Below are 26,670 nucleotides of genomic sequence, written 5' to 3'. Positions count from 1 at the left end.
GACGACTCACTTGTAGGCATAACCACCGAACAGACCATGCGGGCGCACGAGCAGAACGAGCGCCATGATCACGAACACGACCGTGGCCGAAGCCTCCGGGTACCAGAGTTTGGTTAACCCCTCGAGCACCCCGAGGACAAGACCGGTCAGCACAGACCCGGCGATCGACCCCATGCCGCCGATCACCACGATGGCGAAGACCGTCACGATCATCGGCTGCCCCATGAGCGGCGAGACCTGCATGATGGGCGCCGCCAGCACGCCCGCGAACGCCGCCAACGCGGCGCCGAACGCATACGTGAGCGTGACCATGAGCGGCACGTTCACGCCGAACGTCTCGACGAGCCGCGCATTCTCGGTACCGGCGCGCAACAGCGCCCCGATGCGCGTGCGCTCGATGACGAACCACGTGAGTGCGCAAATGGCAAGCGACGCGACCACCACCCACGCCCGATAGTTCGGCAACACCATGAACGGCAGACGCGTGGCACCGGCCAGCAGTGCCGGCGCATCGAACGACATGCCCGACACGCCGTAGGCCGACCGGCCAAGCCCCTCGATGACGAGCGTGAGCCCCAGGGTGAGCAGCAAACCGTACAGATGATCGAGTTGGTAAATGCGTGAGAGCAGCCCACGCTCGATGGCCGCGCCGAGCGTGCCGGCGACCAGTGGCGCGAGCACCAGCATCGTCCAGTAGTTCAGCCCGAGATACTGGCCACCCATCCACGCGACGAGTGCGCCGAGCATGAAGAGCGCCCCGTGCGCGAAGTTGATGACGTTGAGCAGGCCGAAGATGACCGACAGGCCCAGGCTCAGCACGGCATAGAAACAACCGTTGACCAGACCGAGCATCAGTTGGCTGAGCAACGCCGGTAGAGGAATATCGAAAGGATTCACGGCAATGGCCTTCAGAGCGAGTTACACATTGAGAAGCGTCTGCAACGTCTGTGTGTGGGCGGGCAACTGGGCGGCGTCGAATTGCAGCGCGATGCGCCCGTGCTCCATCACATAGAAGCGCTCGGCAAGCGGAGCGGCGAAGTGGAAGTTCTGCTCGACGAGCACGATCGTGTAACCGCGCGACTTGAGCGTCTCGATCATGCGGGAGAGCGTGCGAACGATGGCGGGCGCCAGCCCCTCGGAGATCTCGTCGAGCAGCAAAAGGCGCACGCCGGTGCGCAGAATCCGTGCGACGGCCAGCATCTGCTGCTCGCCGCCCGACAGACGCGTGCCCGGACTGTGTCGGCGCTGCGCCAGATTCGGGAACATCGCGTAGATCTCGTCAAGTGACATGCCCGCATTTCCGTCGGCGACACCGCCCGGTGTCAGAATCGGCGGCAGCAATAAATTTTCCTCGCACGACAGACTGGCGAAGATGCCGCGCTCCTCGGGGCAAAAACCCACGCCGCACCGTGCGATCTTGCGCGTCGGCAAGCCGATGGTCTCGCGCCCGAAGACGCGCACCGAGCCGTCGCGGCTATCCGTGAGCCCGAGAATAGCGCGCAGCGTCGTGCTGCGTCCCGCGCCGTTGCGGCCCAACAGGCTGACGACCTCCCCTTGCCCCGCCACCAGATCGACGCCATGCAGGATGTGCGATTCGCCATACCACGCCTGCAAGCCAGTCACCGCCAGCGCTGGGACACTGGCGGCGACGAGAGAAGATTCGTATGCCTTCATGCGTGCGCTCCTTCCAAAGTGGCGTCCGCCGAGCCCATGTAGGCTTCGCGCACGCGAGCGTCGGCGGTGACCGTTGCGTAGTCGCCTTCGGCCAGGATCTCGCCGCGTTGCAAGACGGTGATCGTGTCGGCAATGCCCGACACGACCTTCATGTTGTGCTCCACCATCAGCACGGTGCGTCCGGTCGCGACCTGCCGGATGAGCGCCGCCACGCGGTCGACGTCCTCATGCCCCATGCCCTGGGTAGGTTCGTCGAGCAGCATGACGTCCGGCTCCATGGCCAGGGTGGTGGCGATTTCCAGCGCGCGCTTGCGACCATACGGCAGCGACACGGTCAACGCATTGGCGTAAGCCGCGATGCCCACTTCGTCGAGCAAGGCCATCGCGCGCGCATCCAGGTCGCCCAGTGCACGTGCGCTGCGCCAGAAGTGATAGGACTGGCCGGTGGCGCGTTGCAGCGCAACGCGCACGTTCTCGATGACCGACAGGTGCCCGAACACCGCAGAAATCTGGAACGAGCGGATCATGCCGCGCCGCGCGACGGCCGCCGGCGCGAGGCGCGTAATGTCCTCGCCGCGATAGAAAATCTGGCCCGACGTTGGCGTCAGAAATTTGGTCAGCAGGTTGAAGCACGTCGTCTTGCCCGCGCCGTTCGGGCCGATGAGCGCATGAATCGCCCCGCGCCGGACCTTCAGATCGACGCCGCCTACGGCCGTGAACCCACGAAACGCCTTGGTGAGCTGCCGAGTTTCGAGAATGATGTCGTCGTGATGCATGCGCTCACCCCACCACCGGTAGCGGCGTGATGCCGTAACCGTGTTGCAGACGACGGTCGAGCACGGGATCCTCGAGTTCGAAATCGAAGCGCTCGGCCGCCCGGATGCCACCGATCGCCGCGAGCGTGCCGCACAGCATGGCCGTTCCGTCCTCGAAGCGCCCGCCCGCCTCGACGAAACGCGCGAGCAGATCCTGCGGCGAGCGCATCGCCGTCACCGGGCCCTGCTGATACAGCACTTTCTCGCCGCCGATGTTGGCGTAGCTGCGCAGCACAAGCTGATCCCAATGCGCCTCGATGTCGGCCAGCGGCCAGAGCACCGTTGCACACGGCTTCTCGCACATCTGCTTCGAGACCGTCACGCCATACGTTTCCACGTCGCGGTCCGTATGGTCCGACGCCACCCCCACGTACGTCTCGCCCCCGCTGCGCACGAGCAGAAACTCGACCTCGCCGCTGCTGGCGCGTCCGCTGGCCTCGATATGCGCCTGCGTGGTAAGCCGATCGCTCGACACGCGGTAGAACATCGGCGTGGCCGCCGGGCGTTTCACACCGAGCACCTCGAGCTCACGGATGTGATGCTCCATCGCTTCGGCGTCCCGCCCCGTCCAGCCCGCGACCACGAGCTGTTTGATGACGATATCGCGATCGACGGCTCCGTTCGCCGTCTGTACAACGAAATGCATGAGATTCATCTTGCCGACTCCCGTCATGGCCTGACTACCTGACTTCACTTCTTGACGAACGCACACTGGCTCTGGGCGAGCGGGCGGAATGCCTCGTTGGCGGGGATCGTCTGCAGAACCTTGTAGTAATCCCAGGGCTTCGTCGACGCCTTGGGCGACTTCACTTCGACGAGATACATGTCGTGCACCATCAGACCGTCCGGGCGAATCTGGCCGCCCTTGGCGAAGAAGTCATTGACGGGCGCTTGTTTCATCGACGCCATGACGGTATCGGCATCGTCGGTGCCGGTGCGCTGCACGGCCTGCAGGTAGTGCATGACCGACGAGTAAGTGCCGGCGTGGACGAGCGTCGGCATCTTGCCGGTTTTCGCGAAGAAGCGCTGTGCCCAGGCACGCGACGCGTCGTCACGGTCCCAGTAGAAGGCCGTGGTCAACGTCATGCCCTGCGCGGCCTCAAGCCCCAGGCTGTGAATGTCGCTGATGAACATGTGCAGCCCCGCGAGTTTCTGCTTGCCCGGGCCGCTGATGCCGAATTCGCGAGCCGTCTTGATGGCGTTGACCGTGTCCGCCCCGGCGTTGGCCAGCGCAATCACCTTGGCGCGAGACGCCTGCGCCTGAAGCAGGTACGACGACAGATCCGACGAATTGAGCGGATGCTTGACGCGACCCACGACCTTGCCGTTCGCGTGTTGCAGGGCGTCGATGGCGTCCTTCTCGAGCGACGCGCCCAGCGCGTAATCGACCGTGAGGAAATACCAGCTGTTGTCGCCGCTGCGCGTCATCGCCTTGACTGTGTTCGACGCAAACGAATAGGTATCGTACGAATACTGAACGGTGTACGGCGAGCAGTCCTCGTTCACCAGCCGCGTGGTGCCAGCGCCGGTCACGATGGCGATGCGATGCTTGGCCTTGGCGACATTGGCGACCGCCAGCGCCACGGACGACGGCAACAGATCCTCGACCACGTCGACGTGCTGGTTGTCGAACCAGTCGCGGGCGATCGTCGCCGCCACGTCGGTCTTGTTCTGATGGTCGGCCGAAATGACCTTGACCGGCACGCCATTGACCTTCCCGCCAAAGTCGTCGACAGCCATTTGCGCGGCAATCACTGACCCCTTGCCGCCGATATCGGAGAAGATCGACGACATGTCGGTGAGCACGCCGATCTTCACCACCCCGTCGCTCATCTTGCCGGGCTGCGCCCGAGCGGCAAGGGGCGTGGCGAGAGCGGCGGCAAGCGCCAGTGCAGCCATTGACGTAATACGACTTGCGCGAAACGTAACCATGATGTGTTCCCGATAGCCTGTAGAGGTTCGTGTGGGTGAAACGGTCTCCGGAAGGCGCGGCAACGCCCTGAGGGCTGCCGCGCCCGATGCCCTGCCTTGAACGTGTCAGGCCGGGTCGTAGTAGTGAATTTCGAGAAGCAGGCAGCCGTCGTTCGACTTGAACGGACCATGAAACGCACCCGGCGGACGGCAGGCATAGGTGTTCGGCGCGAATGCTTCGCCGCCCTCGCCCTGCGCGTCGTTGCCGACCGTCAGATCGCCCGTGACCAGGTAGACCTCTTCCCAATAGGTATGCACGAACGGCGCCTTGGTGTAGATGCCCGGCGCGAAGCGCAACAGGCGCGTGCGGCTGCCCGCGCGATTCTGCTCGTCGAGCGAGCCCGCGAGGATCTTCTGTTCGATGCCCGGTGGGTAGCCCGGCGGCACTTCCCAACCGTCCTTCATATCGATGGTGTGAAACTCGTCATGCAGCTTGTTGATCGCCATGGGAACTCCTTGTCTGTGTCTCTGGCTGTGGCGGGTAATGCCGTTGTCGTGTGGAGGGGGAGGTGGATGTAGGTCAGGCCGCGACCGGCTGTCGGACGATCTCGTCCGAGAGCGAGTAGGTGCCGAGCAGGTTGTCAACCAGACGCGTGGCCTTCGGCCAGTCGTACGTGCGGTAGGCGTGGCCCTTGGTCACGAAAGTGGCGCCGGCATAGAACATCTCGTACTGGTTGTGGCGCGACGCAAACTCGGAGCCGACAGCATCCCAGGCGAGCTTGAAGAACTTGACCCGTTCCTCCGCGTCGACCACCGGCGACTTCTGCGTCTTCTCAATGATGCTGGCGAGCATCGGGTTTTCGAAGTCGTGAATGCTCGACGGCAACATGATCATGCCGCCGCCCGCCAGTTCGCGAAGCGTGCTGAGCACCTTCGTGTAGAGCTGCTGCGTGAGCACCTGCGAGCCATAGAGCAGGCCGCGGTCCGGCACGTAGTAGCCATTCTCCATGTGGCCCTTCGCCTCCATGCCGTGCACCCAGGCCTCGACCATCGCCGCCTCCGCTGCCAGTTGTCCCAGCGTCTCGCGAACTTGCGGAAAGGCGTTGGTGCCGTTCACTTCGGTAATGCGCAAGGCGATGCCCACAAGGAAGCGCAGCTTGACCATCAGCCGCACCTGGCACTGGTAGTTCTGGTAGCTATGGGCGGGCGTGGCGTGAAACTGCTTCGCGCACATGGCCGTATCGCCGGCGACGAAGATGCGCTCCCACGGCACTTTGACGTCGTCGAAGTACAGCACCGCGTCGTTTTCGTCGAAGCGCGACGCGAGCGGGTTGTCGAATACCGACGTGGCGTTGCCTTCGTACGACTTGCGCGACAACACACGCAGGCCCTTGGAATTCATCGGAATGGCAAATGACAGCGCGTACATCTCGTCGCCTGCCTTGAGCGGCTGGATGCAACTGCAAAAGACCTCGTTGGCCATGATGCCGCTGGTGGCGAGCATCTTCGCGCCGCGCACCGTAATGCCCTCGTGATCCTGATCTACGATGCCGACGGCAAGATACTTGTCTTCCTGCTCGTGGGCGGCTTTCGACTGGTTGGCCTGCGGATTGACAATCACGTAGGTCAGGAACAGGTCGTTGTCGCGGGCGTACTTGTAGTAGTCTCGCAACGCGCCCGCGCGCCGAGTGTCGTATTGTTCGAAGACGTCGATGCCCATGACCATGCCCGACAGGCATGACGCCACGTGATCTGGCGAGCGCCCCATGAAGCCGTAATGCAGTTCGCTCCACGCTTCGAGCATCTCGCGGCGCTGCACCAGCTCGCCGTAGCTCGTGGGCAATTGCCAGATGCGCGAGACGCGATTGCCCGTGTCCGGCGACGCGAACGTCATCGCCTCGAGGTTCTCGGGACGCGCCTGGAAATCGTACAGACTTGCGTAGCTGCGAATGGAGTTGCGAAACGCCGGATGGGTGGTCACGTCGCCCACGGACTTGCCGTCGATGTATACCTCGCGGCCATCGCGCAATTGGCCGATATGTTGACTACCGTTCTTAACCATGACTCTCTCCTGAAATCCTGGGAAACTCACGCCGCGACCGGCGTGGGGTCGAGCGAGCGGTACTGCCCGCCGAAGAAAATAAGCGGACGGCCGTCGTGCCGCGCCGTATGGCGCACCACGCGTCCGACAAAAATCACGTGATCGCCGCCGTCGTGCTGGGCGTGCGCCTCGCATTCGAAGGCGGCCAGCGCGCCCGGCAGACGGCCAATGCCGACCCCGTCGAAACTCACGCCGTCCCATTTGTTGCCGCGGGCGGCGGCGAAGCGGTTCGATGTCTCGCGCTGGCTCTCGTCCAGCACGTTCACGGTGTAGCGCCCCGCGGCGCACAGGTCGCCGAGGCTCAGACAGCGCCGATCGACGCTGAACAGGATCAGCGGCGGCGCCAGCGAGACCGAATTGAACGACGCCACGGTGATGCCGACGGGCGGCCCTTCGGCACGCGGCGCGGTGATGACAGCCACGCCGGTGGCGAACATGGCGAGCGTGCGACGAAACTGTCGCGCCTCGTCCTCCTGAGTCGGCACTGCGGTCGATACCTGGTTCACGGCTACCTCCTTTGAAAGCCGGCCAGACGGGTGAAGCGATCTCGACGTCATCGCCTCACCCACCCAACCATCTTTTTCACTTAGCTTTGTTTGTTAGTCATTATTGAACGTTAACAAAATTAGCTAATCAAGCAAGGTAAACCCTGAGAGCGGTATCGGTGCATGGGCATCTCGATGGTGCGTTGACGCACAAAAGACGGGCAGAAGCCTTGATGGCATTGGGTTTTCAACGAAATTTCCGGCCGCGATGTACCACTGCATTGCGCACAACCTATCGCGTTTACCCGAGGCAAACGACCGCCAAAACCGACCGCATGAAACCCTTTTTTCAATGTGGGAGAGGACGAAACGCGAGACACGCGGTGCTACACTCGGCCGCAATTCATGATGTCCACCGGACGATTCGGAGTCCCCTATGCCGTCGATCACGCCGTCGCTTTTCGAAGCCCCCATCTACATGGACTACAGTGCAACGACCCCGGTCGATCCGCGCGTGGTCGAGACCATGGTGCCGTACCTGAACGTCAATTTCGGCAATCCGGCCTCACGCAGCCATAGCTACGGCTGGACGGCCGAGGAAGCCGTGGAAACCGCGCGCGAGCATGTCGCCGCGCTCCTCGGGGCCGATCCGCGCGAGATCGTCTGGACGTCGGGCGCGACCGAAGGCAACAACCTCGCGATCAAGGGCGCCGCGAGCTTTTACAGTGGCAAGGGCAAGCACATCATCAGCGTGAAGACGGAGCACAAGGCGGTGCTCGATACCCTGCGCGAGCTGGAACGGCAAGGATTCGAGGTCACCTATCTCGACGTGCAGGAGGACGGGTTGATTACCGTCGAGACGGTGCGCGCCGCCCTGCGCCCAGACACCATCCTGGTGTCGGTGATGATGGTCAACAATGAAATTGGCGTGATTCAGCCCATCGCGGAGATAGGCGAGTTGTGCCGCGAGCGCGGCATCGTGTTTCACTGCGACGCCGTGCAGGCCGCGGGCAAGATTCCGATCGACCTGCAAACGTTGAAAGTCGATCTGATGACGGTCACCGCCCACAAGCTCTACGGCCCGAAAGGCATTGGCGCGCTGTACGTGCGCCGCAAGCCGCGCATTCGTATCGAGGCACAGATCCACGGCGGCGGACATGAACGCGGCATGCGCTCAGGCACGTTGCCGACGCATCAGATCGTGGGGATGGGCGAAGCGTTCCGGCTGGCAAAGTGCGAACTGGCGGCGGAGGCCGCGCGCGTTCGCGTGCTGCGCGACCGTCTGCTGGCGGGCCTGCAGACGATGGAAGAGGTGTACGTCAATGGCGACATGACACGTCGCGTGCCGCACAACCTGAACGTGAGCTTCAACTTCGTGGAAGGTGAATCGCTCATCATGGGTATCAAGGGCGTGGCGGTGTCGTCGGGCTCGGCGTGCACGTCGGCCTCGCTCGAACCGTCTTTCGTGCTGCGGGCGCTCGGGCGCAGCGACGAACTCGCACACAGCTCGATCCGCTTCACGTTGGGACGCTTCTCGACCGAGGCGGAAGTGGACAGCGTGATCGAGCAGGTGCGCGGCACCGTCGGCAAGTTGCGCGAGATGAGTCCGCTATGGGATATGTATCAGGATGGCGTCGATCTGAACACGATCCAGTGGGCCGCGCACTGAGCGAGGCCAGGGTGTGCTGCGCCTAGCGCTTGTCGCGCGTCGCCAACTGGTGCCCCAGATCGAGCGTGGCGCGGTCGCCGTTGGCAACGAGCCGATCGACCACGGCGCACAGCACCTTGAATTCGGTGCGCGTCACGCCGTCGAACAGCACGTCGTTGATGCGTTGCTGCGATGGTGTCAGTTCGTGGAGCAGTTTGGCACCGGCGGCCGTCACCGTCAGGCTCATCTTGCGCCGGTCTTCCGGGTTCTGACGCTTGTCGATCAGCTTGAGCGCCTTGAGCTTGTTCGTCTCGATGGTCACGAAGGCCCCGGACAGGTGCAGATGGTCCGCCAGTTGATTGACGGTGACATCCGCGAGCGACGACAGGTGCACGACCGACTGCAGCAGCGAGTATTGAATGCCGGTCAGGCCGATCAGGCTGCCAAAGCCGTCGCGCACGGACAGCAGGCGCGCGGCGAACGGCAACAGACCATTGATCAGATGCCGGAATTCGGTGTCGGAACCGTCGATGAGACAGGCCGGATTGGTAACGGTGAGCGCCTTGGACGGCGACGATTTGGGCATGGAAGAAAGCAAGTAAGCGACGCAGCGCGCCCGGACAATGACTTTGAAAAAAAATTATACTGCAAAGTTATCACCCCACTCCTTGCCCGCTCCCCGACGGCGGCATTTCCCGATGCGCCGCCGCACCCCAGCGTGGCTCGTCTCGCCGGCGGACCGAACGGCGGTTCGCCTTACCAGCGCACGGTCATCCCGCCCATCCAGGAATAGTCATACGTCTGCGGATTGAGGCCGCGTCGATAGCCGACGTCCAGATCCAGCCACGACTTCGGGCTGTAAATCGCACCGAGAATCATGAACGCCGGGTGCGTCCGCTGCGTGAAGTCGGGGTTCTGCGAAGCGCCCACATCCAGAATAAGCTGCGTTGTCGGCAACACGCGATACAGCACCGCCCCTGAAACCTTCCACAATGACTGGCGATCGCCTTGGCGGTTCGGCTGATAAGCGGCCCCGGCGTTGAACAGAAACGTCCATTTGTCGATCTCGTATTGCGTGAGCAAGGTCGCCCCGGCGTTCACCCGACCGCTGCCAAGCCCGCGCTGGTCGTTGCCCGTCGGAAAGCTCAGGTACGGCTTGAGGCCGATGCTGAACGCCCCGTCGTCGTACATCCGCCACTTGGCGCCCGTCTCCACATCGCCGACACCATTGCCTGCGGCGTCCGAGCGGTTTTGAAGGTGCGTATAGGGCACGTCGACATACAGATCGAGCGTCTCTCCCACCCCTCGGGTGAGCGTGCTGTTCCAGAGCGTCTGGCGGCCGATTTCCGGCTGCTTGGACGTCACTTCGCCATTGGTCTCGAACTGCCAGTTGCCGTCGCCCTGTGTGCCGGTATCGTCGGACACCAGCGGATGGGCAGCGAAGGCGCTGAGCGGACAGAGCAGCGCCAGAGACATCAGTTGCTTCTTCATGAGTCGTTCTCTTGCTTACGTGTGCCGCCCCGGCACGGCGAGCGGCGGGGCGGGCGTGTGTGATTGTCGGCTCCCGCCCGGCCGGGCGGGAGCGTTGTATGAAATCAATGGCGGTAATGATTCGGCCGTCTCGGCTGACGCGGCCGATACCCGATCAGAACCAGCGGCCAAAGCGGCGGATGTAGATCGTCTTCACCACTTGGGCGAGGGCGATGTAGCCGAGCATGGTCGCGGCGAGCCAGTAGAAGTACGTCCCCGGCAGGGCCACGAAGCCCAGCGCTTCGGCAAACGGCGAATACGGCAGCCAGCAGGCCAGCGCGATCGCCACCGTCGTCGACAGCATGATCGGCAGCGCCGGCGTGCTTTGCAGGAACGGGATCTTCTGCGTGCGCAGCAAGTGAACGACCAGCGTCTGCGACACCAACCCTTCGACGAACCAGCCCGAGTTCATGATGACCTGCCCCGCATCGCCGCCATGCGCGTGATACAGCGCGCCCGCACCGAACACCGTCCACATCAGCGCATAGGTCGTGATATCGAACACCGACGAGGTCGGTCCGAGCCACAGCATGAAGCGCCGGATGTTGCCCGCGTCCCACTTGCGCGGCTTCTTGAGGAATTCCGGATCCATGCGATCCCATGGCAGGAACATCTGCGAGATGTCGTACACGAGGTTCTGCACGAGCAATTGCATCGCGAGCATCGGCTGCCACGGCAGGAATGCGCTCGCCACCAGCACCGAGAACACGTTGCCGAAGTTCGAGCTGGCCGTCATGTTCAGGTACTTGAGGATGTTGCCGAAGGTCTCGCGGCCCTTGATGACGCCCTCCTCCAGCACCATCAGGCTCTTTTCGAGCAGGATGATATCGGCGGTTTCCTTGGCGATATCGGCACCGGTATCCACCGAGATGCCGACGTCGGCATCGCGCAGCGCCGGGGCGTCGTTAATGCCGTCGCCCAGGAAGCCCACCGTGTGACCGTTGGCCTGCAGGGCCTTGACCACGCGCGCCTTGTGCAGCGGTGCGAGCTTGGCGAACACAGTCGTGCGACCGACCGCCTCGCGCAGCGTGGCGTCGTCCATCGGCTCGATGTCCGTGCCGAGCAGCGGCGTGCCGGGTTCCAGGCCGACCTGACGGCACACGTTGATCGTGACGATCGGGTTGTCGCCGGTCAGCACCTTCACCGTCACGCCATGCTCGCGCAAGGCGGCAATGGCCGGGGCGGCCGAGTCCTTGGGCGGATCGAGGAAGGTCAGGAAGCCGCAGACCGTCAGCCCCGCTTCGTCGGACGTCTTGTACTGCGTCTTCGTCTCGCTTGCCGGGATGTCGCGCGTCGCCACGACGAGCACGCGGAACCCGTCGGCGTTGTACGCCTCGGCGCGCGCCAGCAGGATGGCACGGGCCGTATCGTCGAGCGCGCGCACGCCCTGGGGGGTCTGCACGTGCGTGGAGACGGACAGCATCTCCTCGACGGCGCCCTTGGTAATCATCAGGTGCTCGCCGTGCGCGTCGGCCACCACCACCGACAGACGCCGGCGCACAAAGTCGAACGGCAATTCGTCGATCTTGGCGAAGTCGCGCGGTTGCACCGCCTCGCCGATCTCGTTGGCACGGCGGATGATCGCGACATCGATCAGGTTGCGCTGGCCACTCTGGTGATAGCTGTTGAGCCAGCCCAGACGCAACACGTCTTCGCGCTCGTCGCCCGCCACATCGAGATGTTGTTCGAGAATGATGCGGTCCTGCGTAAGCGTGCCAGTCTTGTCGGTGCACAGCACGTCCATGGCACCGAAGTTCTGCACCGAGTTCAGGCGCTTGACGACCACCTTGCGGCGCGACATCGCCATGGCGCCGCGCGCCAGGTTGGCGCTCACGATCATCGGCAGCATTTCCGGCGTCAGACCGACGGCCACGGCCAGCGCGAACGTCAGCGCGCTCACCCAGTCGCCCTTGGTCAGACCGTTGATCATGAAGACGACCGGCACCATCACCAGCATGAAGCGAATGAGCAGCCAGCTCACGCTATTCACGCCGCGATCGAAGCTCGTCTCGACCCGCTTGTGACTCACTACGTTCGTTGCCAGCGCGCCGAAATACGTGTCGCCCGCCGTGGCGACGACCACGCCGGTGGCCGTGCCGCTGACCACGTTTGTGCCCATGAAGCAGATATTGGACAGATCGAGCAGGTTCGCATTGCCCTGCCCGGCCGTCGTTTCGGCGGACTTTTGCGCGACGGCACCCAGCGTGTCGTACTTCTCGACGGGCAGCGCTTCGCCCGTGAGGACCGCCTGACTGATGAACAGGTCGCGCGATTCGATCAATCGCAGGTCAGCCGGGATCATGTCGCCCGCCTGGAGCGTCACGATGTCGCCCACGACCAGCTCGCGCATGGCGACCTCGTGACGCTCCGGCTCGCCCGTCGCCGTCACACGGCGGCGAACGCTGGCCGTGGTGCGCACCATCGCCTTGAGCTTCTCGGCCGCGCGCAGCGACCGGAACTCGGAGAAAAAGCGCAACAGGCCGCTGATCGTCACCATCGTGAGCAGGATGGAGATGCCCATGTAGTCTTCATCGCCCGGATCGGCGAAGTAGACGTCGGCGAAGTAGACGTCGGTGAAATAGCTGACGGTGGCGAGCGCCAGCAGGACCATCACGAAGGGGTTCTTGAAGGCGCCGAACAATTGCACCGCCCAGTGCGGCGGCTTGTCGTGCGCGATTTCGTTAGGGCCGTAGCGTGTCTGGCGCTGACCGACGTCGGCGAGCGTGAGCCCTTTCAGGTCGGTGTCGAGGGTGTGCAGGACGTCCTGCAGCGGTTCATTGGCGAGCCGGGCAACGACGTCGGGGCCGACGGGCGGCAAGTCTGAGGATGTCGAGCGTTCGACGAAGCCGCGCTGCTTGCGGCGCGAGTGAAGGTGCTTGTTCATGACGAATTCCTGGCGCGGCTTACGCGGGTATGGCGGCCGGCCGGTCTCGTCAGGCGCTACCGGAGGTCATGTCTCCGAAAAAAAAGCGCGAACGTACCCAGCCGCGCCGCGCGGCGCGCGGTCGGTGATGGTGAAAAGATTTGGGGATCGCCCGTCGGAACCCTACGTGCCAAGCACAGGGTCCCGACGGGCCTCATTCGGCTACTTCCATCTTCCATATTGGACTCCTTACGTTTTTATATTCGGTACACCGGCAGGCACTGGCGCTCTGTCTGGCAAGAAACACCGTTGCGACAGGGACGACGGAATCAGCCGTGTGTGGACCTGGCGCCAGCGCTAGCGTGACGGGCGGCATCGTCGGACCAGTACACGCGGCGCACGCTGCGCTCGCCGGACAGGCGCATGACGAGTGAAGTGAGCGACGCGCGCGAAGCGGCCGGACAGTCGAGCGTGACGGTGGCCGAGGCTTCGTCGCGATCGCTCCAGCGTGTGATGCTGACGCGCGTGGCACGCAGGCCGAGGGCGGTGAGATCGATGAACATCTGCTTGCGCAATGCCCCAAGGGCATCGGCCAGGCAGACGATGGTCAGACGCGACACCGGGGTGGGGAGCGTCGGTGGGCTCTGGAAAGCCTGAAAAGTTTGCAACGTTTGAATAGCGCGCATGATTTCCTCGCATGGCTGCGAATCGTCCCTACCGCGCACGGCACGGACGGCCGGCCGGTGCGGGCGCTCCGTTGCGATGCCAAACGCATGCGCAAGACGACAACGCCCCTCACGGGCACGACAGTGAAATTTCTGCGGGAATTGCGCCGGAGCGGTCACGCTCAAGGCGAGCGTTCGGTGGCGCTAGACACCGCATCCTGCATGAGGACGCGGCACAGGGAATGGCTGTGGATCCTCAGGCAATCAGTCGATCAAAGGTCGACTACTACTGGCATCGGAATTCACGGACAAACCCCTTAAGTGGAAGACAGGGCGGATGGTAACTGCTGCCAAATTGCAACGTCAAGCACAAATTGCTGCGCCGCACACCAGATGGGAACTTGCCCATGCCGCTCGGTGTTCCCTTCGAAGTGAAGCACGCAACGGACGCGCCACAGGTCGAGCGTTTCGGCCAAACGTATGACTAACTCCCACCTCGCGGGCACGATGGCGTGTCCATTGTGAAGCGCGTCGCGGCGCTGCGCGACACGGGCTTACTCGTTCTCTTCGAAGTAATGCCCGAACTTGACCTGCTTGGTGCGGATATAGCGTTCGTTCTCTTCGCGCATCGGGATGTCGAGCGCCACGCGCTCGCACACCGGAATGCCGTGCTTCGCGAGCGTATCGAACTTCTTCGGATTGTTGCTCATAAGGCGCACCGAACGCACGCCGAGAATGCGCAGAATCGCGGCTGCCGAGTCGTATTCACGGGCGTCGTCGGGCAAGCCCAAATCGAGATTGGCCTCGACGGTATCGCGGCCCTGTTCCTGCAGCAAATACGCGCGAATCTTGTTGCTCAGGCCTATACCGCGCCCTTCGTGGCCCCGCAGGTACAGCATTACGCCGCGCCCTTCCTCGGCAATCTTGCGCATCCCCGCATCGAGTTGCTCTCCGCAATCGCAGCGATAGGAACCGAAGACGTCCCCCGTCAGGCATTCGGAGTGCAGACGCACGAGCGTGGGCGCATCGCCGCCGACATCGCCCATGACCAGCGCGAGGTGCTCGTTGTCGCTGCCCTTGACGCGAAACGCGTGAGAGGTGAAGGTGCCGTATCGGGTCGGCAGGGTCGCCGTTGCGACAAGCTCGACGCATTCGCCAGCGTCGCACGCGGGCGTGGCAGAGGCAGTACCAGGGGACTTCATGTTGACGTTCAAACAGACCGAAATTGGGGAGTCGCCCGCCACCGGATGGCGGGGCGTGCGCTAGAAGTGTAACGCCATTTCCGAATTTCGGCCCGCAACGGCATGCAACACACCGTTTCACGGCGCCTGATCATCGGCTGACAACCGGCCAGCGTCGATCTAACGTATTACGCGCTGCGGCGCGTCGTGCACTGGGTCGGCTACGGCGCCGTGTCGTGTCGCGCCGCGCCGACCCGGCAAGGACGCCAACGAGACCATCGTGCCCCCATTGCGCCAGCCGTCACGATGTTACGATGCCCGAGCGCACCGTCATGCCTGCGACACCGGTCAATGCTTCCGCGCCTTCGGTTGCGTCACCGATCGCGCCACTCCCTCTGCCCCATGATCGATATCACCGTGCTTCCCTACTTTCTGGTCACCGTCGCCGTACTCGTTGCGATTCCGGGACCGAATACGATCTACATCGCGACGGCGAGCGCCAGCCAGGGATTTCGCTTCGGGTTGGCGTCGTGCTTTGGTGTGATGCTGGCCACGCTTGTCCACGTTGCCCTCGCGGCGGGCGGATTGACCGCCCTGTTGCTGGCCTCCCCACTGCTGTTCAGCGTGATCAAGTCGCTCGGCGCGGCCTATCTCATCTTTCTCGGCGTGAAGGCCATGCGCAGCCAACCCGCGGCGCTCGGCACCGCGCCGCTGCCGCCAGCACGCATGCTCGGCACATCGATCAAGAAAGGCTTTCTCGTCAATCTGCTCAATCCGAAGACGGGGCTCTTCATCGCCGCCTTCCTGCCGCAATTCGTGAACCCCGAGTCTGGCCATGTGCCACTGCAAATCGCGACGCTCGGCGTATTGCTCGTGTGCGTCGGTGCGTTGAGCGACATCACTTACGCGGCACTCGCGCGCACCATCGGCAAGGCGCTCACCCGCCGGCGCGCAAAGCCCGGGGCCGGGAAGTATGTGACCGGTCTGCTGTACATCGGCCTTGGCGTCGCTGCGCTGGCAACGTCGAACGGTTCAACGCGGTAACGCCGCTTCCCTCGCGTTCCGGGACCTTCCCCGCCCCACCGCCCTGCTTCCTGCCCGCGCCCGCAGACACCTTTCATTTTTGTAATCTCCCAGTAACGATCGGGTCAGCCCCCGCACCGCAAAATGCCTTCAACGCTGAGACGCCAACGTCACGGCGGGACCGGCCGGCGCGAAGCGTTCGCGTTGGCACTCACAACCAAACCGTTGAGGCAAAACATCATGAAATCGATCGTAAAGTCCGTCATCGTCGCTTGCGCGCTCGCCATCCCCGCCCTGTCGTTTGCTCAGGCATCGCAAACAACACGTGCAAGCGTTCAGCATGAGCTCGTTCAGATGGAGAAGGCTGGCTATGTTCCTTCCGCGAGCAACGCTCACTATCCGGACAACATTCAGGCTGCAGAAGCCACGCTGCAATCGCAACCCCACACCGCGAGCGCATCGAGCCTTGGCTCGGCACCGCAAGTCCTGAGCCAGCAAAGCACGAACGACACGGCGGCGATGTACGTTGGCTCGTGATCGTGACGCGAGTTGATGTGCGCGGCGAACGGTCACCGGCGGCAATGGAATTTGCACCGTGGCTCGTCCGCCGTGCCGCAAGGCTCGTCAACAGGTCAGCCGCCGCGAAGCCGCTCGCACGTGACAACGCGCCGACACAACGCCCGGAGCGCACTATCGCCGATATGGCGTTCAAGACGCGTTCCGCGTTCGGCTATCATGGGCAAGCGTAGCGTCGGCCAATGCGGCGCGACGCGCCTATTCCGAGGCGACAAAGCATGCGCGTTCTGTTGATTGAAGATGAGCCGAAGACCGGCGCCTACCTGAAAAAGGGATTCGAGGAGTCCGGCATCTCGTTGGATTTGGCAACCGATGGCGCGCAAGGGCTCCTGCTTGCACAGGAAGAGGAGTACGACGTCATCATTCTGGACGTCATGCTTCCCGTCATGGACGGATGGGCCGTGGTCAAACGCCTTCGCGCGACCAAGGGAACGCCCGTGTTGTTTCTCACGGCGCTGGACGACGTCCACGATCGGGTTCGCGGCCTCGAGGCCGGGGGCGACGACTATCTCGTCAAACCTTTCGCGTTCGTTGAGCTGCTGGCCAGGGTCCGTACGCTTGCCAGGCGGGGGCCTCCGCGAGACTCGGAAACGCTGCGCGTCGGGGATCTGGAGATCGACCTGCTGCGCCGGCGTGTCAAACGGGCCGGCCATCGGATCGAACTTACGCCGCGCGAGTTTGCCTTGTTACAACTGCTCGCGGGCCGACAAGGTGAAGTGCTCACGCGTACGCAAATCGCCTCGTATGTCTGGGACATGAACTTCGACAGCGACACCAACGTCGTCGAAGTTGCCATCCGCCGGCTACGGTCGAAAATCGATGATGACCAAGCGCTAAAGCTGATACATACCGTGCGTGGCGTAGGGTATGTGCTCGAGGTCCGAGACGAATCATGATTCGCCGTTCCCTTGCCGCAACGCTGGCCCTGTCGTTCGGCGTCACGCTACTTGCCGTTTTTGTCCTCGTGGGGTGCTACCTATATGTAGCGCTGGACCGTCAGGTCAAGACGGAGCTCGACTCGGATGTCGTACTGGCCAGCCGCCACGTGCGACGTCTGGCGTCCGAACTCGAGACCAAGGACGATGTGAAGTCGCACACGCCCCGCTTGGTGAGTGCCGTGCTGGGCGATCGCGCCTTGTCCCTCGTGCTGTTCGACCCGAAAGGCGATCGTCTCCTCTCCTATGGCCCGAACCAGGTCATTGACGACCTGGATTCCGCACCGGACAAAGGCGTCCGGCTCGACCCCGCCACCATACCGTTGCAGCAGGCGCGCGTGTCCGACAACGCCAAGATCGCCTCGTCGGATGTCGTCGCGTGGACAACGGATCAGAAAATCCCGGTCAGGAGCGTTGCTTTTGACGTTCGGCTTCGCGACGGGACCCGTTTGAACGGGATCGTGGTTCGCGATGTCAGGGCCCCGCTCCGGTTGCTGGACAAATACCGGGATCAGCTCACCATGGCGGGCATCGTCGGCAGCCTGGTCACGATGCTTGCCACCTATCTGTTGATTCAATTTGCCCTTCGGCCGCTACGCCAAATGACCGCTGACGCCACCGACATTACTCCGACCCGTCTCGATGCCCGCCTACAGGTCGTGCAATCGCCAACGGAACTCAGCGCGTTGGCAATGTCGCTCAATCGAATGCTGGCGCGCCTGGAGGAAGGGTTTCAGCGACTGTTCCAGTTCACGGCGGACCTCGCCCATGACATGCGAACGCCCATTGGCAACATCAAAGGGGCAACCGAGGTCGCCCTTCGTCGACCGCGTAGCGTCGACGAGTATGAAAATTTGCTGGCGTCGAATCTCGAGGAGTGCGACCGCCTGTCGCGGATGATCGAGAACGTGCTGTTTCTCGCGCGAGCGGAGCACCCCCAATTCATTACCCATATGCAAGTGTTCAATGTTGCCGACGAACTCGGGAACATAGCCGGCTATTTTGAAGGGTTGGCAGACGAGGCCGGGTCGGCGATTCACGTATCAGGCCGCGCCGATACGATGCTGAAAGCCGATTTGGAATTGTTCCGCAGAGCCGTGGGGAACCTGCTCGCCAATGCGATCCGGCATACCCATGTCGGCACGATTGAAATTTCCGCCGAGGTCAAGGCAGGCCGAGTCGACGTATCCGTGTCCAACCCCGGCGTCGCGATCGACGATGAAGATATCGAACGCATTTTCGACCGCTTCTACCGGGGGGACAAATCGCGACGGCAGCCGTCGGGCGTCGGCACCAGCGGCGCTTCGGCCGGGTTGGGGCTCGCCATTGTGCAAACGATCATGGGGCTTCACGACGGGCGCGTCGCCGTCACGAGCCGCGACGGCAGAACGACATTCTGCCTGTCGTGGCCCCAACGGTGACGGTGTTTTTGCCGGGCAATCTCCGGCATCAAACGTCCCGTGCCCCGGGCGCTTCAAGCATCCGGCTCACGGCGAGCGGCAGCCCCGCGTGCGGCTTCGCGGGCGGGCACTGAAAACTGCCCAGGCGCGCCACGCCCGGCTGCAATGCCACCAGCGACTCGCAATGCCGGACCGCGCTGGAAACGCCATCGACGACCGGCACCGGAATGCGATCGCGCAATGTCCGCGCCAGTCCTGCCAGCGGCGCACCCGCCACCACGATCACGTCGGCGCCGTCTTCCTCCACGGCTTGCCGACTCAGTTCGATGAGGCGCTCCGCATGGTCCTCCTGCACGGTCGCAATATCGCGCAACGGCGACGTCAGGCTGCGAATGCTGGCGAGCCGCGACGTCAGCCCGTTCGCTTCGACACACTCCCGATACCAGGCTTGAATCCGGTGCGAGATGGCAATGATCGAAAAGCGCGCGCCGAGCAGGCACGCGCTCGCCAACGCCGCTTCGGTCATGCCGACCACCGGCACGTCGAATAGCTCCTTGATCCCCCCTAACCCCGGGTCGCCGAACGCCGCCACCACGAGACCATCGAACGTGCCCGCCTGTTCCGCCGCAGCACACGCCGTGGCGTAGCCGCCGACGAGCGCTTCGAAACGCGTCTCGATGTAGGCAACGCCGAACGACGCCGTCGCGAAGGCGAGCGTCGTCTCCGGCGATGCGGCGCGACGGGCTTCAGCTTCAATCAGCCCCGTCACGCTCGTCGAGATATTGGGATTCACTACAAGTAAGCGCATGAAATCTCCTGCCACTGTCGTTGTTTTGCGTCACACCAGCGACGGCGCGTCTGCGGGCAGAAAGCGCCCGCGCCCTGCAGCCGGCGCCAGATATTGCCCACCGGCGACGAGTTGTTCGCCACGCGAGAAGCAGTGCACCGGCCAACCGACGACCTCGCGCCCCTCGTACGGCGTGTAGTCGACGGCATGATGCAGTTGGGTGTTGCGAATCGTCGTGCGCATCTCCGGGTCCCACAGCACGATGTCGGCGTCCGCACCCACGGCGATGGTGCCCTTGCGCGGATACAGACCATAAAGCCGCGCCGGACGGTAGGACGTCAGCTCGACGAACTGATGAATCGACAGGCGTCCGCGATGCACGCCATCGAACAGCAAGGGCAGGCGCGTCTCAATGCCGGGAATGCCGTTGGGGATATGCTCGAACGACTGCGGCTTGCCGCCCGGCTTCTTGCCTTGCGGATCTTCATAGTTGAACGGCGCGTGATCCGACGAGAACACCGAGAACACGCCTTGCTTCAACGCCTTCCACACGGCCTCCTGGTTGTCGGCATCGCGCGGCGGCGGACTGCAAACGCATTTGGCGCCCGCGTAACCGTCATCGCCCGGATGATTCATGTCCTCGGCGCTCAGATACAGATATTGCGGGCAGGTCTCGGCCAGAATCTGCATGCCACGGCCCTGTGCCCAGCGAATCTGACCGATGGCATCCTTGCCCGAGACATGAACAATCAGGATCGGCACGTCGACCAGTTCGGCGAAGGTGATCGCGCGGTGCGTGGCTTCGCGCTCGACGGCCGCCGGCCGCGCGAGGCCATGGAACTTCGGCGCAATGCGACCCTGCCCGACGAGCTTGTCCGTCAGCCATGCGATGCAATCCGAATTCTCCGCATGCACCATCACCAGCGCGCCATGCTCGCGGGCCACGGACAGCACTTCCAGAATCTCGCGGTCCGAGAGCTTCAGATCGTCGTAGGTCATGTAGATCTTGAACGACGTGTACCCTTCGCGAATCAATTGTGGCAGCTCTTCGCGGAGCACCTTCTCCGTTGGGTCCGCAACGATCAGATGGAACCCGTAGTCCACCACCGCGCGCCCTTCCGCGCGGCGGTGATAGTCGTCGACGGCTGCGCGTAGCGAACCGCCCTTCTCTTGCGCGGCAAACGGGATCACCGTCGTCGTGCCGCCGCACACGGCGGCGCGAGTACCGGTGAAGAAGTCATCGGCCATGCGCAGGCCGTCCGGCATCGGCTGGTCGAGATGGCAGTGGCCGTCGACACCGCCAGGCAGCGCGAGCAATCCCGAGGCGTCGACCTCACGCGCACCGCTGGCCAGGTTCCGGCCCAGCGCGGCGATCACGCCGTCGCGCACGCCGATGTCGCAAGTAAAGCGATCGGCGGCCGTGACCACGTCAGCGTGCCGAATGACCAGATCGAAGGTGTCGCTCATCGTCTTACTCTCCTTGCTGGAACAGTTGACCCCAGTCGCTCAGGGCGCGCGTGTCGACGCCGGCGAGCCGCAGCGACTTCCAGAGCACCGTCGAGATGGTGTCGTACACGGGAATGCCGGTCTTGGCTTCCAGCGCGCGGGCGAGCGGCGCGGCGTGCAGGTTGGTGCAGAACGTGGTGATGGCTTGCGGGCGCGCTTGCGCCACCTCGTTGACGAGTGCCTCCAGCGTCTGCGCGCTGACCTCGGAAAACTCGAAGTTCTTGCTCAGCCCCAGATGGCGCTCTGCCGTGCAACGAATGCCTTGACGCGCATAGTTCGCAACGATGCGTTGCTGCACATCTTCCAGATACGGGGTCACGAGACCGAGCTCGGTCACGCCGGTCCGCGCGAGGATCTCGTTGAGCGCCAGCACGGACGTGGTGGCGGGAATGCCTGTCGTTTCGGTGATCTGTCGGCACAGCGCCTCGTCGGTCTCGAAGCCCAGCCACCCGGCAGACGTACCGTTCCACGCAATGACATCGACTTCGGCGTCGGCGAGGAGCCGCGCCGCGTCGAGAATCTTTTCCAGGTCGAATTGGCCGAGCGCGTTCTCGCCGAGAGAAATCTGCGTGACGCGAAAGCGGGAGAAATGGACAGAGACATGATCGAGGTCAGCCACCATCGCGCTGGTAATCGGTTCCAGCGCGGTGTTGGAAGACGGCGTGAGCATGCCAAGCAATTTACGTTTTTGGGTCGTCATGGTCGTACCAAAAATGCGATGACCGGCAGCCTGGGCGGCGTGCCGATCAAGGGAGAAACGTGTATCCGATGAATCAAACCGGAAGCTTGCGTTCGTAGTCGATCAGCGTCGAGCAGATGAACAACCCGACACCAGCGGCCGCGAAGAACATCAGCGCGAGGAAATACGAACCGGTGGTCTGCACGATCACGCCGACGATCAGCGGCACACTGATGCCCCCGATGTTGCCGCCGAGATTCATCACCCCGCCGAGGAACCCGACCTTGTTGCGCGTGCCGAGAATGGACGGAATGCACCAGTACAGGCCACACCAGCGCAGGAAGAAGAGCGTCGAGGACAGCAGCACCACGGTGATGACATCGCTCTTCACATACGCCACGGAGAAGATCGATGCGGTCGCGATCACGGCGGCAATGCCGAAGAGGGTACGCATGACCTTGTTGGGTGAGCCGCCCGCGGCCTTCCACTTGTCGCCGACCCAGCCGCCGAACAGCTCGCCGATAAAGCCGCAAAAGAAGATGATGAAGCTGGCGCCGCCCATCTGCTTGATATCGAACCCGTGAACCTTGTGGAGGTAGTTCGGCATCCAGGTCAGCAGCCCGTAGAAGACCGTGTTGAAGCACATCCAGCCCAGCGCCATGCACCACACGGAACGGTATTTGAAGAAATCGAGCGAACGACCGGAGAGGTTGGCCGGTTCGGCGCGGTGCTCGCTTGCTTGCGCTTCCTCGATGTAGGTCGCCTCTTCGTCGTTCACGCCCGGGTGTTCGCGCGGGGTGTTGCGAATGTAGCGCCAGGCGACGTAGCCGGCGAGCACAGTGCCAACGCCCGCGACGACGAACGCCAGACGCCATGAGCCAAGCATCGTGATAAGCCAGGTGATGATGATGGCGCCGAGGGCGGCCCCCAGCGGGGCGCCGCCGTCGAGCAACGTGGCACCGCGGCCGCGTTCATACTGCGTCATCCAGATGGCATTCAACTTGCCGCCTGCCGGATAGATCGGTGCCTCGGCCGCGCCGAGCCCGAAACGCGTGAGCAGCAACGACGTGGCATTGGTGCACAGGGCGGCCGCCGCCTGAAAGATGCCCCAGAAGACCGTGGCCAGCGCGATCACGATGCGCGGCTTGTGCTTGTCGGCCAGCATGCCGCCCGGAATCTGCATGACGGCATACGTCCAGAAGAATCCGCTCAGGATCAACCCTTCCATCGCGGGCGTGAGGTCGAACTCCTTCGAGATCAGCGGCATGGCCACCGACAACGACGCCCGATCGATGTAGTTGATCGAGATCAGACACAGCATCAAGAAAAAAATCTTCCAGCGCACAGCGCTCTTCGTGCCTGCCATAGCGGCAACCCTGCCTGTCGACTGCATGGTGAATCTCCAGAGTAGATGACTTACATAGCTTTCGTCGCGACTTGAGAGTGAGTATAGAATCTGTAATCTGTAATTACAATATCGGTAAATAATTGATTTAATTGAAATCTATTCTAGGGATTTCCCTATATGGTAGGATGTTTATGACACTGATAAACACGCTCGAGACCGTGACCCTCCCCCTCCAGAAGTCCCTCAAACTCCGCACGCTAGGCATGGCGGCCGAGATTACGGCGCGCTTGCGCGTCATGATCGAAGAAGGCGAGCTGCCGCCGGGCGAGCGTATTGACGAGAAGGCGCTTTGCGAAATGTTCGACGTCTCGAAGACGCCGTTGCGTGAAGCGCTCAAGACGCTGGTGTCCGAGGGGCTGGTGCTGCACCGGCAATACATCGGCTACCGGGTCGCGCCACTCGATCTCGACGAGCTTCGCGCGACGTTTGAAGTCCTCCATGGCCTGGAGGGCATGGCGGGCGAACTGGCGTCTCGGCGATTGACCGAGAGCGCGCTGGCCGCGATCGAACGGAAGCACGAGCAGATGCTCGACGCGCACGGCAAGGGGCTTCGAACGGAGTACTTCCGGATCAACCAGCAGATTCACCAGATGATCGTGGATGGCGCGGGCAACCCGGTGCTCTCGTCGCTCTATGCCACATTAATGAGCAAGGTGCACCGCGCACGCGGCGCCGCGAACGCGGATCTTTCGCGTTGGCAGGAATCGCACGAAGAGCACGACCGGATCATGGCGGCCCTGCGCGAAGCCGGACGGCCGCATTTGGGCGAGGTGCTCAAGGCGCACTCCGAGAACACAGGGACCGAAGTGCTGAGCGTGGTCGCCGAGGCCATTCGGCTCGGCGAGCCCCACCGTCGCGGACGCGAGATCGGGGCAAGCTGACGCGTCGCGCCCACGCATCGGCCGCAGGGACACTGGTGAGAAGGCGCGTCGGGATGGCCTGAGCGTTGGCGCAAGCCAATCTTACGGCCGGTGCCGGTATACAGAACGCGTCCCCCTGCGCCACACCATCGACGCCATCGGCAAGATCGCCGATATTCTCGAACCCCAGACCTCCCGATCCTGACCATGACGCTCGATTCGACCCTCCTTGCCGCGTTTGCGCCGACTGGCGTGCTGCGTGCCTGCATCAACCTTGGCAATCCGATTCTGGCGGGGCTTGACGCCCAATCCAGGCCGGTCGGCATTTCAGTCGATCTGGCGGGTGAATTGGCGAAGCGGTTGGGCGTCGAGCTTGCGCTTGTCGTGGTCGATGCCGCCGGCAAATCGGTGGAGACGGTGACGAACGAGCAGGCCGACGTGGGCTTTTTCGCCATCGATCCGCGCCGCGCCACGACGATCGGTTTCACGGCACCGTACTTGCTTATCGAAGGCTTTTACCTGGTGCGCGACGCCTCGCCGGTGAAGACCAACGCCGAGGTCGATCAGGCGGGCACGCGCGTGGTCGTCGGTAAAGGCAGCGCGTATGACCTGTTCCTGACGCGCGAACTCAAGCACGCGGACATCGTGCGCGCGCCCACGTCGCCGACGGTGGTCAAGACGTTCATCGAAACGGGCTGTGAAGTGGCCGCTGGCGTGAAGCAACAGCTCGAACACGACGTGGCCGCACTGACGGGCTATCGGCTGCTCGACGAGCGTTTCATGGTCATTCAGCAAGCCATGGGTATGCCGATCACGCGCGGCGAGGCGGCTGTGGCATTTCTGAAGACGTTTGTGGAAGACATGAAACGCGAGGGTTTCGTGGCGGATGCCATGCAACGACATGGCGTGACAGGGGTTAGCGTTGCGCCTGCGGCGTGAGACGACTTACGCATCCACCACGAAGCCAAAGGCGGCGAACGAAAGTTGACCGATTCGTCATCGTCGAAGCTCCTTCTCCGAATCGAACATGCGTCGACGATGTGTGAAGTTCACACTTGCCGATCATCCCCGTCATGGACTGTCGCCACATGCAGCTGATTTGTTGCTCCATAAATGCTGACGGACATGCCTGGACCGGTCATGCTCCACAGCGATAATTTGCGGATTATCGCTGTGTTCACCGACAGCACGTGAGGGCAAAGTGTTGCCGGACGTATTATTTGCCAGCCGGTGCCGGCGCGTTCATCAAATCCGGCCGGCGATTGGCGCGATCTCGTTTTAATCCCCAGAAATAGGTAACCGCAAGACAGGGCACCAGTGACGCAATCGAATAGGCCACCCCTGCCAGTTGGTTGCCGGTCAGCGCTACCAGCGACAGGCTGATGAGCGGTAAAAATCCGCCGAACAGGATGTTGCCCAGTTGCTGCGCCAGTCCGAATCCGGTTGTCCGACTCTGAGGCGGAAAGCACTCGGCGATAAATGCGGGTAGCGGCGCCATGATCATGGCGGTCAACACGGCGAGTACCGTAATAAGTGCCGCGACCACACCCCAGGCCTCGTTGAGCACACCCGTGCGGATCCCGGCAAAGGTCGGATACGCGCTGGCCATCCATAGCAGTATGCCGATGAACATCACCCGTGCTCGTCCGATTCGATCGGATAAGCGGCCAAACACCGGGAACATCGGCGTCGCGATTATGATGCCAACCGCCACACAAAGACTGGCGTGAGTCGGTTCCACCTTGAGCACGTTCTGCAGAAAGTACAGCATGTAGACAATCGACGTGTACAACGATACCGAAGTGCCCCCTTGGGCACCGAAAATCGCAACCAGAATGGCTTTCCATGAGGATTTGCTGGTCACCGTGTCGGACAGGGGCGCTTTCGACAAACGCCCGCTTGCCTGCATTTCCACGAACACCGGCGTCTCCTTCATGCCCAACCGAATCATCGTTGCAATCGCGACGATCGGTGCGGAGACCAGGAAAGGCACGCGCCAGCCCCAAGTGGCGAATGCGTGGGCGTCAAGCGTCAGTCGCAATGCAGACACTATCGCCAGGGCGAGCAACAGGCCGACCCCGGCCGTGCTCTGCAAGACGCTCGTGAACATGCCGCGCTTGTCCTGCGGTGCGTATTCGACCACATAGACCACAGCTGAGCCATACTCCCCACCGAGCGCAATGCCTTGCGTAATGCGCAGCACCAGCAAGGCGACGGGTGCGGCCACCCCGACTGCGCCATAAGTCGGCAAACAACCGATGCCGACAGTCGCGACACCCATCAACACAAGTGTGATGACAAAGGTCTTTTTGCGCCCGATACGATCCGCCATAGGGCTAAAGATAATCGTGCCGATGGGTCGCGCGAGGTAAGCAATGCCAAAAGTCGCGACGCCCGCGAGCGCAGCGACGGTTCTGTCCTGCGACGGCAGAAACAATTGCGTCAGTGTGCCCGTCAGCGCGACGTACACGAAGAAGTCGTAGTACTCGAGCATCGTTCCCAAGCTCGAGGTTGTGATGATCTTCAACATTTGCCGTAGCGCCGCCGGTTGGCGATGATGCGTGTTCATGACTGTCTCCTTCCATTGATTTTTATTTGTATTACATAGCGCACGTCGTCTGCC

At 62.8% G+C, this 26,670-nt stretch carries 25 protein-coding genes; 7 read left to right on the top strand and 18 right to left on the bottom strand.

What is annotated here, in order from left to right:
* Window positions 1-6: 6 nt before the first annotated feature.
* The 8 genes from PCE31106_RS17715 to PCE31106_RS17680 form a co-directional block, all read right to left on the bottom strand.
* Entirely contained in the window at window positions 7-897 is an 891-nt protein-coding gene (locus PCE31106_RS17715) for a branched-chain amino acid ABC transporter permease (RefSeq protein WP_150564192.1), read from the bottom strand.
* A 21-nt stretch (window positions 898-918) separates the two neighbouring features.
* Complete coding sequence (locus tag PCE31106_RS17710) at window positions 919-1,674, bottom strand: ABC transporter ATP-binding protein (protein WP_150564191.1); 756 nt, start codon at window positions 1,672-1,674, stop codon at window positions 919-921.
* Window positions 1,671-2,450: an ABC transporter ATP-binding protein gene (locus tag PCE31106_RS17705; protein WP_150564190.1), complete on the bottom strand. Its 780-nt coding sequence runs from the start codon at window positions 2,448-2,450 to the stop codon at window positions 1,671-1,673. The genes PCE31106_RS17710 and PCE31106_RS17705 overlap by 4 nt, the downstream gene beginning before the upstream one ends.
* 4 nt (window positions 2,451-2,454) lie before the next feature.
* A complete protein-coding gene (locus PCE31106_RS17700; RefSeq protein ID WP_150564189.1) occupies window positions 2,455-3,144 on the bottom strand; it encodes a DUF2848 domain-containing protein in 690 nt (229 codons plus the stop codon).
* 35 nt (window positions 3,145-3,179) lie between these two features.
* Window positions 3,180-4,421 carry an ABC transporter substrate-binding protein gene (locus PCE31106_RS17695; RefSeq protein ID WP_254441152.1) on the bottom strand — a complete coding sequence of 414 codons (1,242 nt, stop codon included), beginning with the start codon at window positions 4,419-4,421 and terminating at the stop codon, window positions 3,180-3,182.
* A gap of 105 nt (window positions 4,422-4,526) precedes the next feature.
* The gene (locus tag PCE31106_RS17690) at window positions 4,527-4,907 is read right to left on the bottom strand and encodes a cupin domain-containing protein (RefSeq protein WP_150564188.1); all 381 of its coding nucleotides are present in this window, start codon (window positions 4,905-4,907) and stop codon (window positions 4,527-4,529) included.
* A gap of 73 nt (window positions 4,908-4,980) precedes the next feature.
* A complete protein-coding gene (locus PCE31106_RS17685) occupies window positions 4,981-6,462 on the bottom strand; it encodes a 4-hydroxyphenylacetate 3-hydroxylase family protein (RefSeq protein ID WP_150564187.1) in 1,482 nt (493 codons plus the stop codon).
* Between the two features lie 26 nt (window positions 6,463-6,488).
* Window positions 6,489-7,007: a flavin reductase family protein gene (locus PCE31106_RS17680; RefSeq protein WP_254441150.1), complete on the bottom strand. Its 519-nt coding sequence runs from the start codon at window positions 7,005-7,007 to the stop codon at window positions 6,489-6,491.
* 415 nt (window positions 7,008-7,422) lie between these two features.
* Between PCE31106_RS17680 and PCE31106_RS17675 the strand changes: the two genes are divergently transcribed.
* On the top strand, window positions 7,423-8,655 hold the full coding sequence (locus PCE31106_RS17675; RefSeq protein WP_150564185.1) for an IscS subfamily cysteine desulfurase: 1,233 nt from the start codon (window positions 7,423-7,425) through the stop codon (window positions 8,653-8,655).
* Between the two features lie 22 nt (window positions 8,656-8,677).
* Here PCE31106_RS17675 and PCE31106_RS17670 read toward each other — a convergent pair whose 3' ends face one another.
* From PCE31106_RS17670 to ribA, 5 genes are all read right to left on the bottom strand, one after another.
* Complete coding sequence (locus tag PCE31106_RS17670) at window positions 8,678-9,220, bottom strand: MarR family winged helix-turn-helix transcriptional regulator (RefSeq protein ID WP_150564184.1); 543 nt, start codon at window positions 9,218-9,220, stop codon at window positions 8,678-8,680.
* A gap of 170 nt (window positions 9,221-9,390) precedes the next feature.
* Window positions 9,391-10,125 (bottom strand): transporter, encoded by a 735-nt coding sequence (locus tag PCE31106_RS17665; RefSeq protein WP_150564183.1) that lies wholly within the window; start codon window positions 10,123-10,125, stop codon window positions 9,391-9,393.
* Window positions 10,126-10,279: 154 nt separating this feature from the next.
* Window positions 10,280-13,048: a magnesium-translocating P-type ATPase gene (gene mgtA, locus PCE31106_RS17660; RefSeq protein WP_150564182.1), complete on the bottom strand. Its 2,769-nt coding sequence runs from the start codon at window positions 13,046-13,048 to the stop codon at window positions 10,280-10,282.
* 308 nt (window positions 13,049-13,356) lie between these two features.
* A complete protein-coding gene (locus PCE31106_RS17655; protein WP_150564181.1) occupies window positions 13,357-13,713 on the bottom strand; it encodes a hypothetical protein in 357 nt (118 codons plus the stop codon).
* Between the two features lie 533 nt (window positions 13,714-14,246).
* Window positions 14,247-14,894: a GTP cyclohydrolase II gene (gene ribA / locus PCE31106_RS17650; protein WP_150564180.1), complete on the bottom strand. Its 648-nt coding sequence runs from the start codon at window positions 14,892-14,894 to the stop codon at window positions 14,247-14,249.
* A gap of 381 nt (window positions 14,895-15,275) precedes the next feature.
* Here ribA and PCE31106_RS17645 point away from each other — a divergent pair, with 381 nt between their 5' ends.
* The 4 genes from PCE31106_RS17645 (at window position 15,276) to PCE31106_RS17630 (ending at window position 18,828) form a co-directional block, all read left to right on the top strand.
* Window positions 15,276-15,917: a LysE family translocator gene (locus PCE31106_RS17645; protein ID WP_150564179.1), complete on the top strand. Its 642-nt coding sequence runs from the start codon at window positions 15,276-15,278 to the stop codon at window positions 15,915-15,917.
* Window positions 15,918-16,136: 219 nt separating this feature from the next.
* Complete coding sequence (locus PCE31106_RS17640) at window positions 16,137-16,433, top strand: DUF4148 domain-containing protein (RefSeq protein ID WP_150564178.1); 297 nt, start codon at window positions 16,137-16,139, stop codon at window positions 16,431-16,433.
* Window positions 16,434-16,690: 257 nt separating this feature from the next.
* Window positions 16,691-17,368 carry a heavy metal response regulator transcription factor gene (locus PCE31106_RS17635; RefSeq protein ID WP_130025430.1) on the top strand — a complete coding sequence of 226 codons (678 nt, stop codon included), beginning with the start codon at window positions 16,691-16,693 and terminating at the stop codon, window positions 17,366-17,368.
* A complete protein-coding gene (locus tag PCE31106_RS17630; protein ID WP_150564177.1) occupies window positions 17,365-18,828 on the top strand; it encodes a heavy metal sensor histidine kinase in 1,464 nt (487 codons plus the stop codon). Before PCE31106_RS17635 ends, PCE31106_RS17630 begins: the two co-directional genes overlap by 4 nt.
* Before the next feature lie 28 nt (window positions 18,829-18,856).
* Here PCE31106_RS17630 and PCE31106_RS17625 read toward each other — a convergent pair whose 3' ends face one another.
* The 4 genes from PCE31106_RS17625 to PCE31106_RS17610 all read right to left on the bottom strand — a co-directional run bounded on the left by PCE31106_RS17625 (window position 18,857) and on the right by PCE31106_RS17610 (window position 23,172).
* Window positions 18,857-19,615: an aspartate/glutamate racemase family protein gene (locus tag PCE31106_RS17625; RefSeq protein WP_150564176.1), complete on the bottom strand. Its 759-nt coding sequence runs from the start codon at window positions 19,613-19,615 to the stop codon at window positions 18,857-18,859.
* Window positions 19,616-19,645: 30 nt separating this feature from the next.
* Entirely contained in the window at window positions 19,646-21,061 is a 1,416-nt protein-coding gene (gene hydA, locus PCE31106_RS17620) for a dihydropyrimidinase (protein WP_150564175.1), read from the bottom strand.
* 4 nt (window positions 21,062-21,065) lie between these two features.
* Window positions 21,066-21,800, bottom strand: coding sequence for a maleate cis-trans isomerase family protein (locus PCE31106_RS17615; RefSeq protein WP_017232426.1), 735 nt, complete (start codon window positions 21,798-21,800; stop codon window positions 21,066-21,068).
* A gap of 73 nt (window positions 21,801-21,873) precedes the next feature.
* Entirely contained in the window at window positions 21,874-23,172 is a 1,299-nt protein-coding gene (locus PCE31106_RS17610) for an MFS transporter (protein ID WP_150564174.1), read from the bottom strand.
* Between the two features lie 146 nt (window positions 23,173-23,318).
* On the opposite strand from PCE31106_RS17610, the gene PCE31106_RS17605 reads away from it, so the two are divergent.
* Complete coding sequence (locus PCE31106_RS17605) at window positions 23,319-24,068, top strand: GntR family transcriptional regulator (protein ID WP_369751549.1); 750 nt, start codon at window positions 23,319-23,321, stop codon at window positions 24,066-24,068.
* A 186-nt stretch (window positions 24,069-24,254) separates the two neighbouring features.
* Window positions 24,255-24,986, top strand: coding sequence for an ABC transporter substrate-binding protein (locus PCE31106_RS17600; RefSeq protein WP_150564173.1), 732 nt, complete (start codon window positions 24,255-24,257; stop codon window positions 24,984-24,986).
* Window positions 24,987-25,263: 277 nt separating this feature from the next.
* Here the strand turns inward: PCE31106_RS17600 and PCE31106_RS17595 are convergent, their stop codons facing one another.
* Complete coding sequence (locus PCE31106_RS17595) at window positions 25,264-26,616, bottom strand: MFS transporter (RefSeq protein ID WP_150564172.1); 1,353 nt, start codon at window positions 26,614-26,616, stop codon at window positions 25,264-25,266.
* Window positions 26,617-26,670: the final 54 nt, after the last annotated feature.

This window comes from Pandoraea cepalis (assembly GCF_902459665.1).
GTDB lineage: Bacteria > Pseudomonadota > Gammaproteobacteria > Burkholderiales > Burkholderiaceae > Pandoraea > Pandoraea cepalis.
Note: the sequence above shows the minus strand (reverse complement) of the source record. Positions and strands in the feature narration are given on the sequence as shown.

Bases quoted from the DNA above. Each gene is read 5' to 3' on its own strand.
- PCE31106_RS17710 (WP_150564191.1), bottom strand. From the start codon at position 1,674: ATGAAGGCATACGAATCTTCTCTCGTCGCCGCCAGTGTCCCAGCGCTG.
- PCE31106_RS17705 (WP_150564190.1), bottom strand. From the start codon at position 2,450: ATGCATCACGACGACATCATTCTCGAAACTCGGCAGCTCACCAAGGCG.
- PCE31106_RS17700 (WP_150564189.1), bottom strand. From the start codon at position 3,144: ATGAATCTCATGCATTTCGTTGTACAGACGGCGAACGGAGCCGTCGAT.
- PCE31106_RS17695 (WP_254441152.1), bottom strand. From the start codon at position 4,421: ATGGTTACGTTTCGCGCAAGTCGTATTACGTCAATGGCTGCACTGGCG.
- PCE31106_RS17690 (WP_150564188.1), bottom strand. From the start codon at position 4,907: ATGGCGATCAACAAGCTGCATGACGAGTTTCACACCATCGATATGAAG.
- PCE31106_RS17685 (WP_150564187.1), bottom strand. From the start codon at position 6,462: ATGGTTAAGAACGGTAGTCAACATATCGGCCAATTGCGCGATGGCCGC.
- PCE31106_RS17675 (WP_150564185.1), top strand. From the start codon at position 7,423: ATGCCGTCGATCACGCCGTCGCTTTTCGAAGCCCCCATCTACATGGAC.
- PCE31106_RS17670 (WP_150564184.1), bottom strand. From the start codon at position 9,220: ATGCCCAAATCGTCGCCGTCCAAGGCGCTCACCGTTACCAATCCGGCC.
- PCE31106_RS17665 (WP_150564183.1), bottom strand. From the start codon at position 10,125: ATGAAGAAGCAACTGATGTCTCTGGCGCTGCTCTGTCCGCTCAGCGCC.
- mgtA (WP_150564182.1), bottom strand. From the start codon at position 13,048: ATGAACAAGCACCTTCACTCGCGCCGCAAGCAGCGCGGCTTCGTCGAA.
- PCE31106_RS17655 (WP_150564181.1), bottom strand. From the start codon at position 13,713: ATGCGCGCTATTCAAACGTTGCAAACTTTTCAGGCTTTCCAGAGCCCA.
- ribA (WP_150564180.1), bottom strand. From the start codon at position 14,894: ATGAAGTCCCCTGGTACTGCCTCTGCCACGCCCGCGTGCGACGCTGGC.
- PCE31106_RS17645 (WP_150564179.1), top strand. From the start codon at position 15,276: ATGATCGATATCACCGTGCTTCCCTACTTTCTGGTCACCGTCGCCGTA.
- PCE31106_RS17640 (WP_150564178.1), top strand. From the start codon at position 16,137: ATGAAATCGATCGTAAAGTCCGTCATCGTCGCTTGCGCGCTCGCCATC.
- PCE31106_RS17635 (WP_130025430.1), top strand. From the start codon at position 16,691: ATGCGCGTTCTGTTGATTGAAGATGAGCCGAAGACCGGCGCCTACCTG.
- PCE31106_RS17630 (WP_150564177.1), top strand. From the start codon at position 17,365: ATGATTCGCCGTTCCCTTGCCGCAACGCTGGCCCTGTCGTTCGGCGTC.
- PCE31106_RS17625 (WP_150564176.1), bottom strand. From the start codon at position 19,615: ATGCGCTTACTTGTAGTGAATCCCAATATCTCGACGAGCGTGACGGGG.
- hydA (WP_150564175.1), bottom strand. From the start codon at position 21,061: ATGAGCGACACCTTCGATCTGGTCATTCGGCACGCTGACGTGGTCACG.
- PCE31106_RS17615 (WP_017232426.1), bottom strand. From the start codon at position 21,800: ATGACGACCCAAAAACGTAAATTGCTTGGCATGCTCACGCCGTCTTCC.
- PCE31106_RS17610 (WP_150564174.1), bottom strand. From the start codon at position 23,172: ATGCAGTCGACAGGCAGGGTTGCCGCTATGGCAGGCACGAAGAGCGCT.
- PCE31106_RS17605 (WP_369751549.1), top strand. From the start codon at position 23,319: ATGACACTGATAAACACGCTCGAGACCGTGACCCTCCCCCTCCAGAAG.
- PCE31106_RS17600 (WP_150564173.1), top strand. From the start codon at position 24,255: ATGACGCTCGATTCGACCCTCCTTGCCGCGTTTGCGCCGACTGGCGTG.
- PCE31106_RS17595 (WP_150564172.1), bottom strand. From the start codon at position 26,616: ATGAACACGCATCATCGCCAACCGGCGGCGCTACGGCAAATGTTGAAG.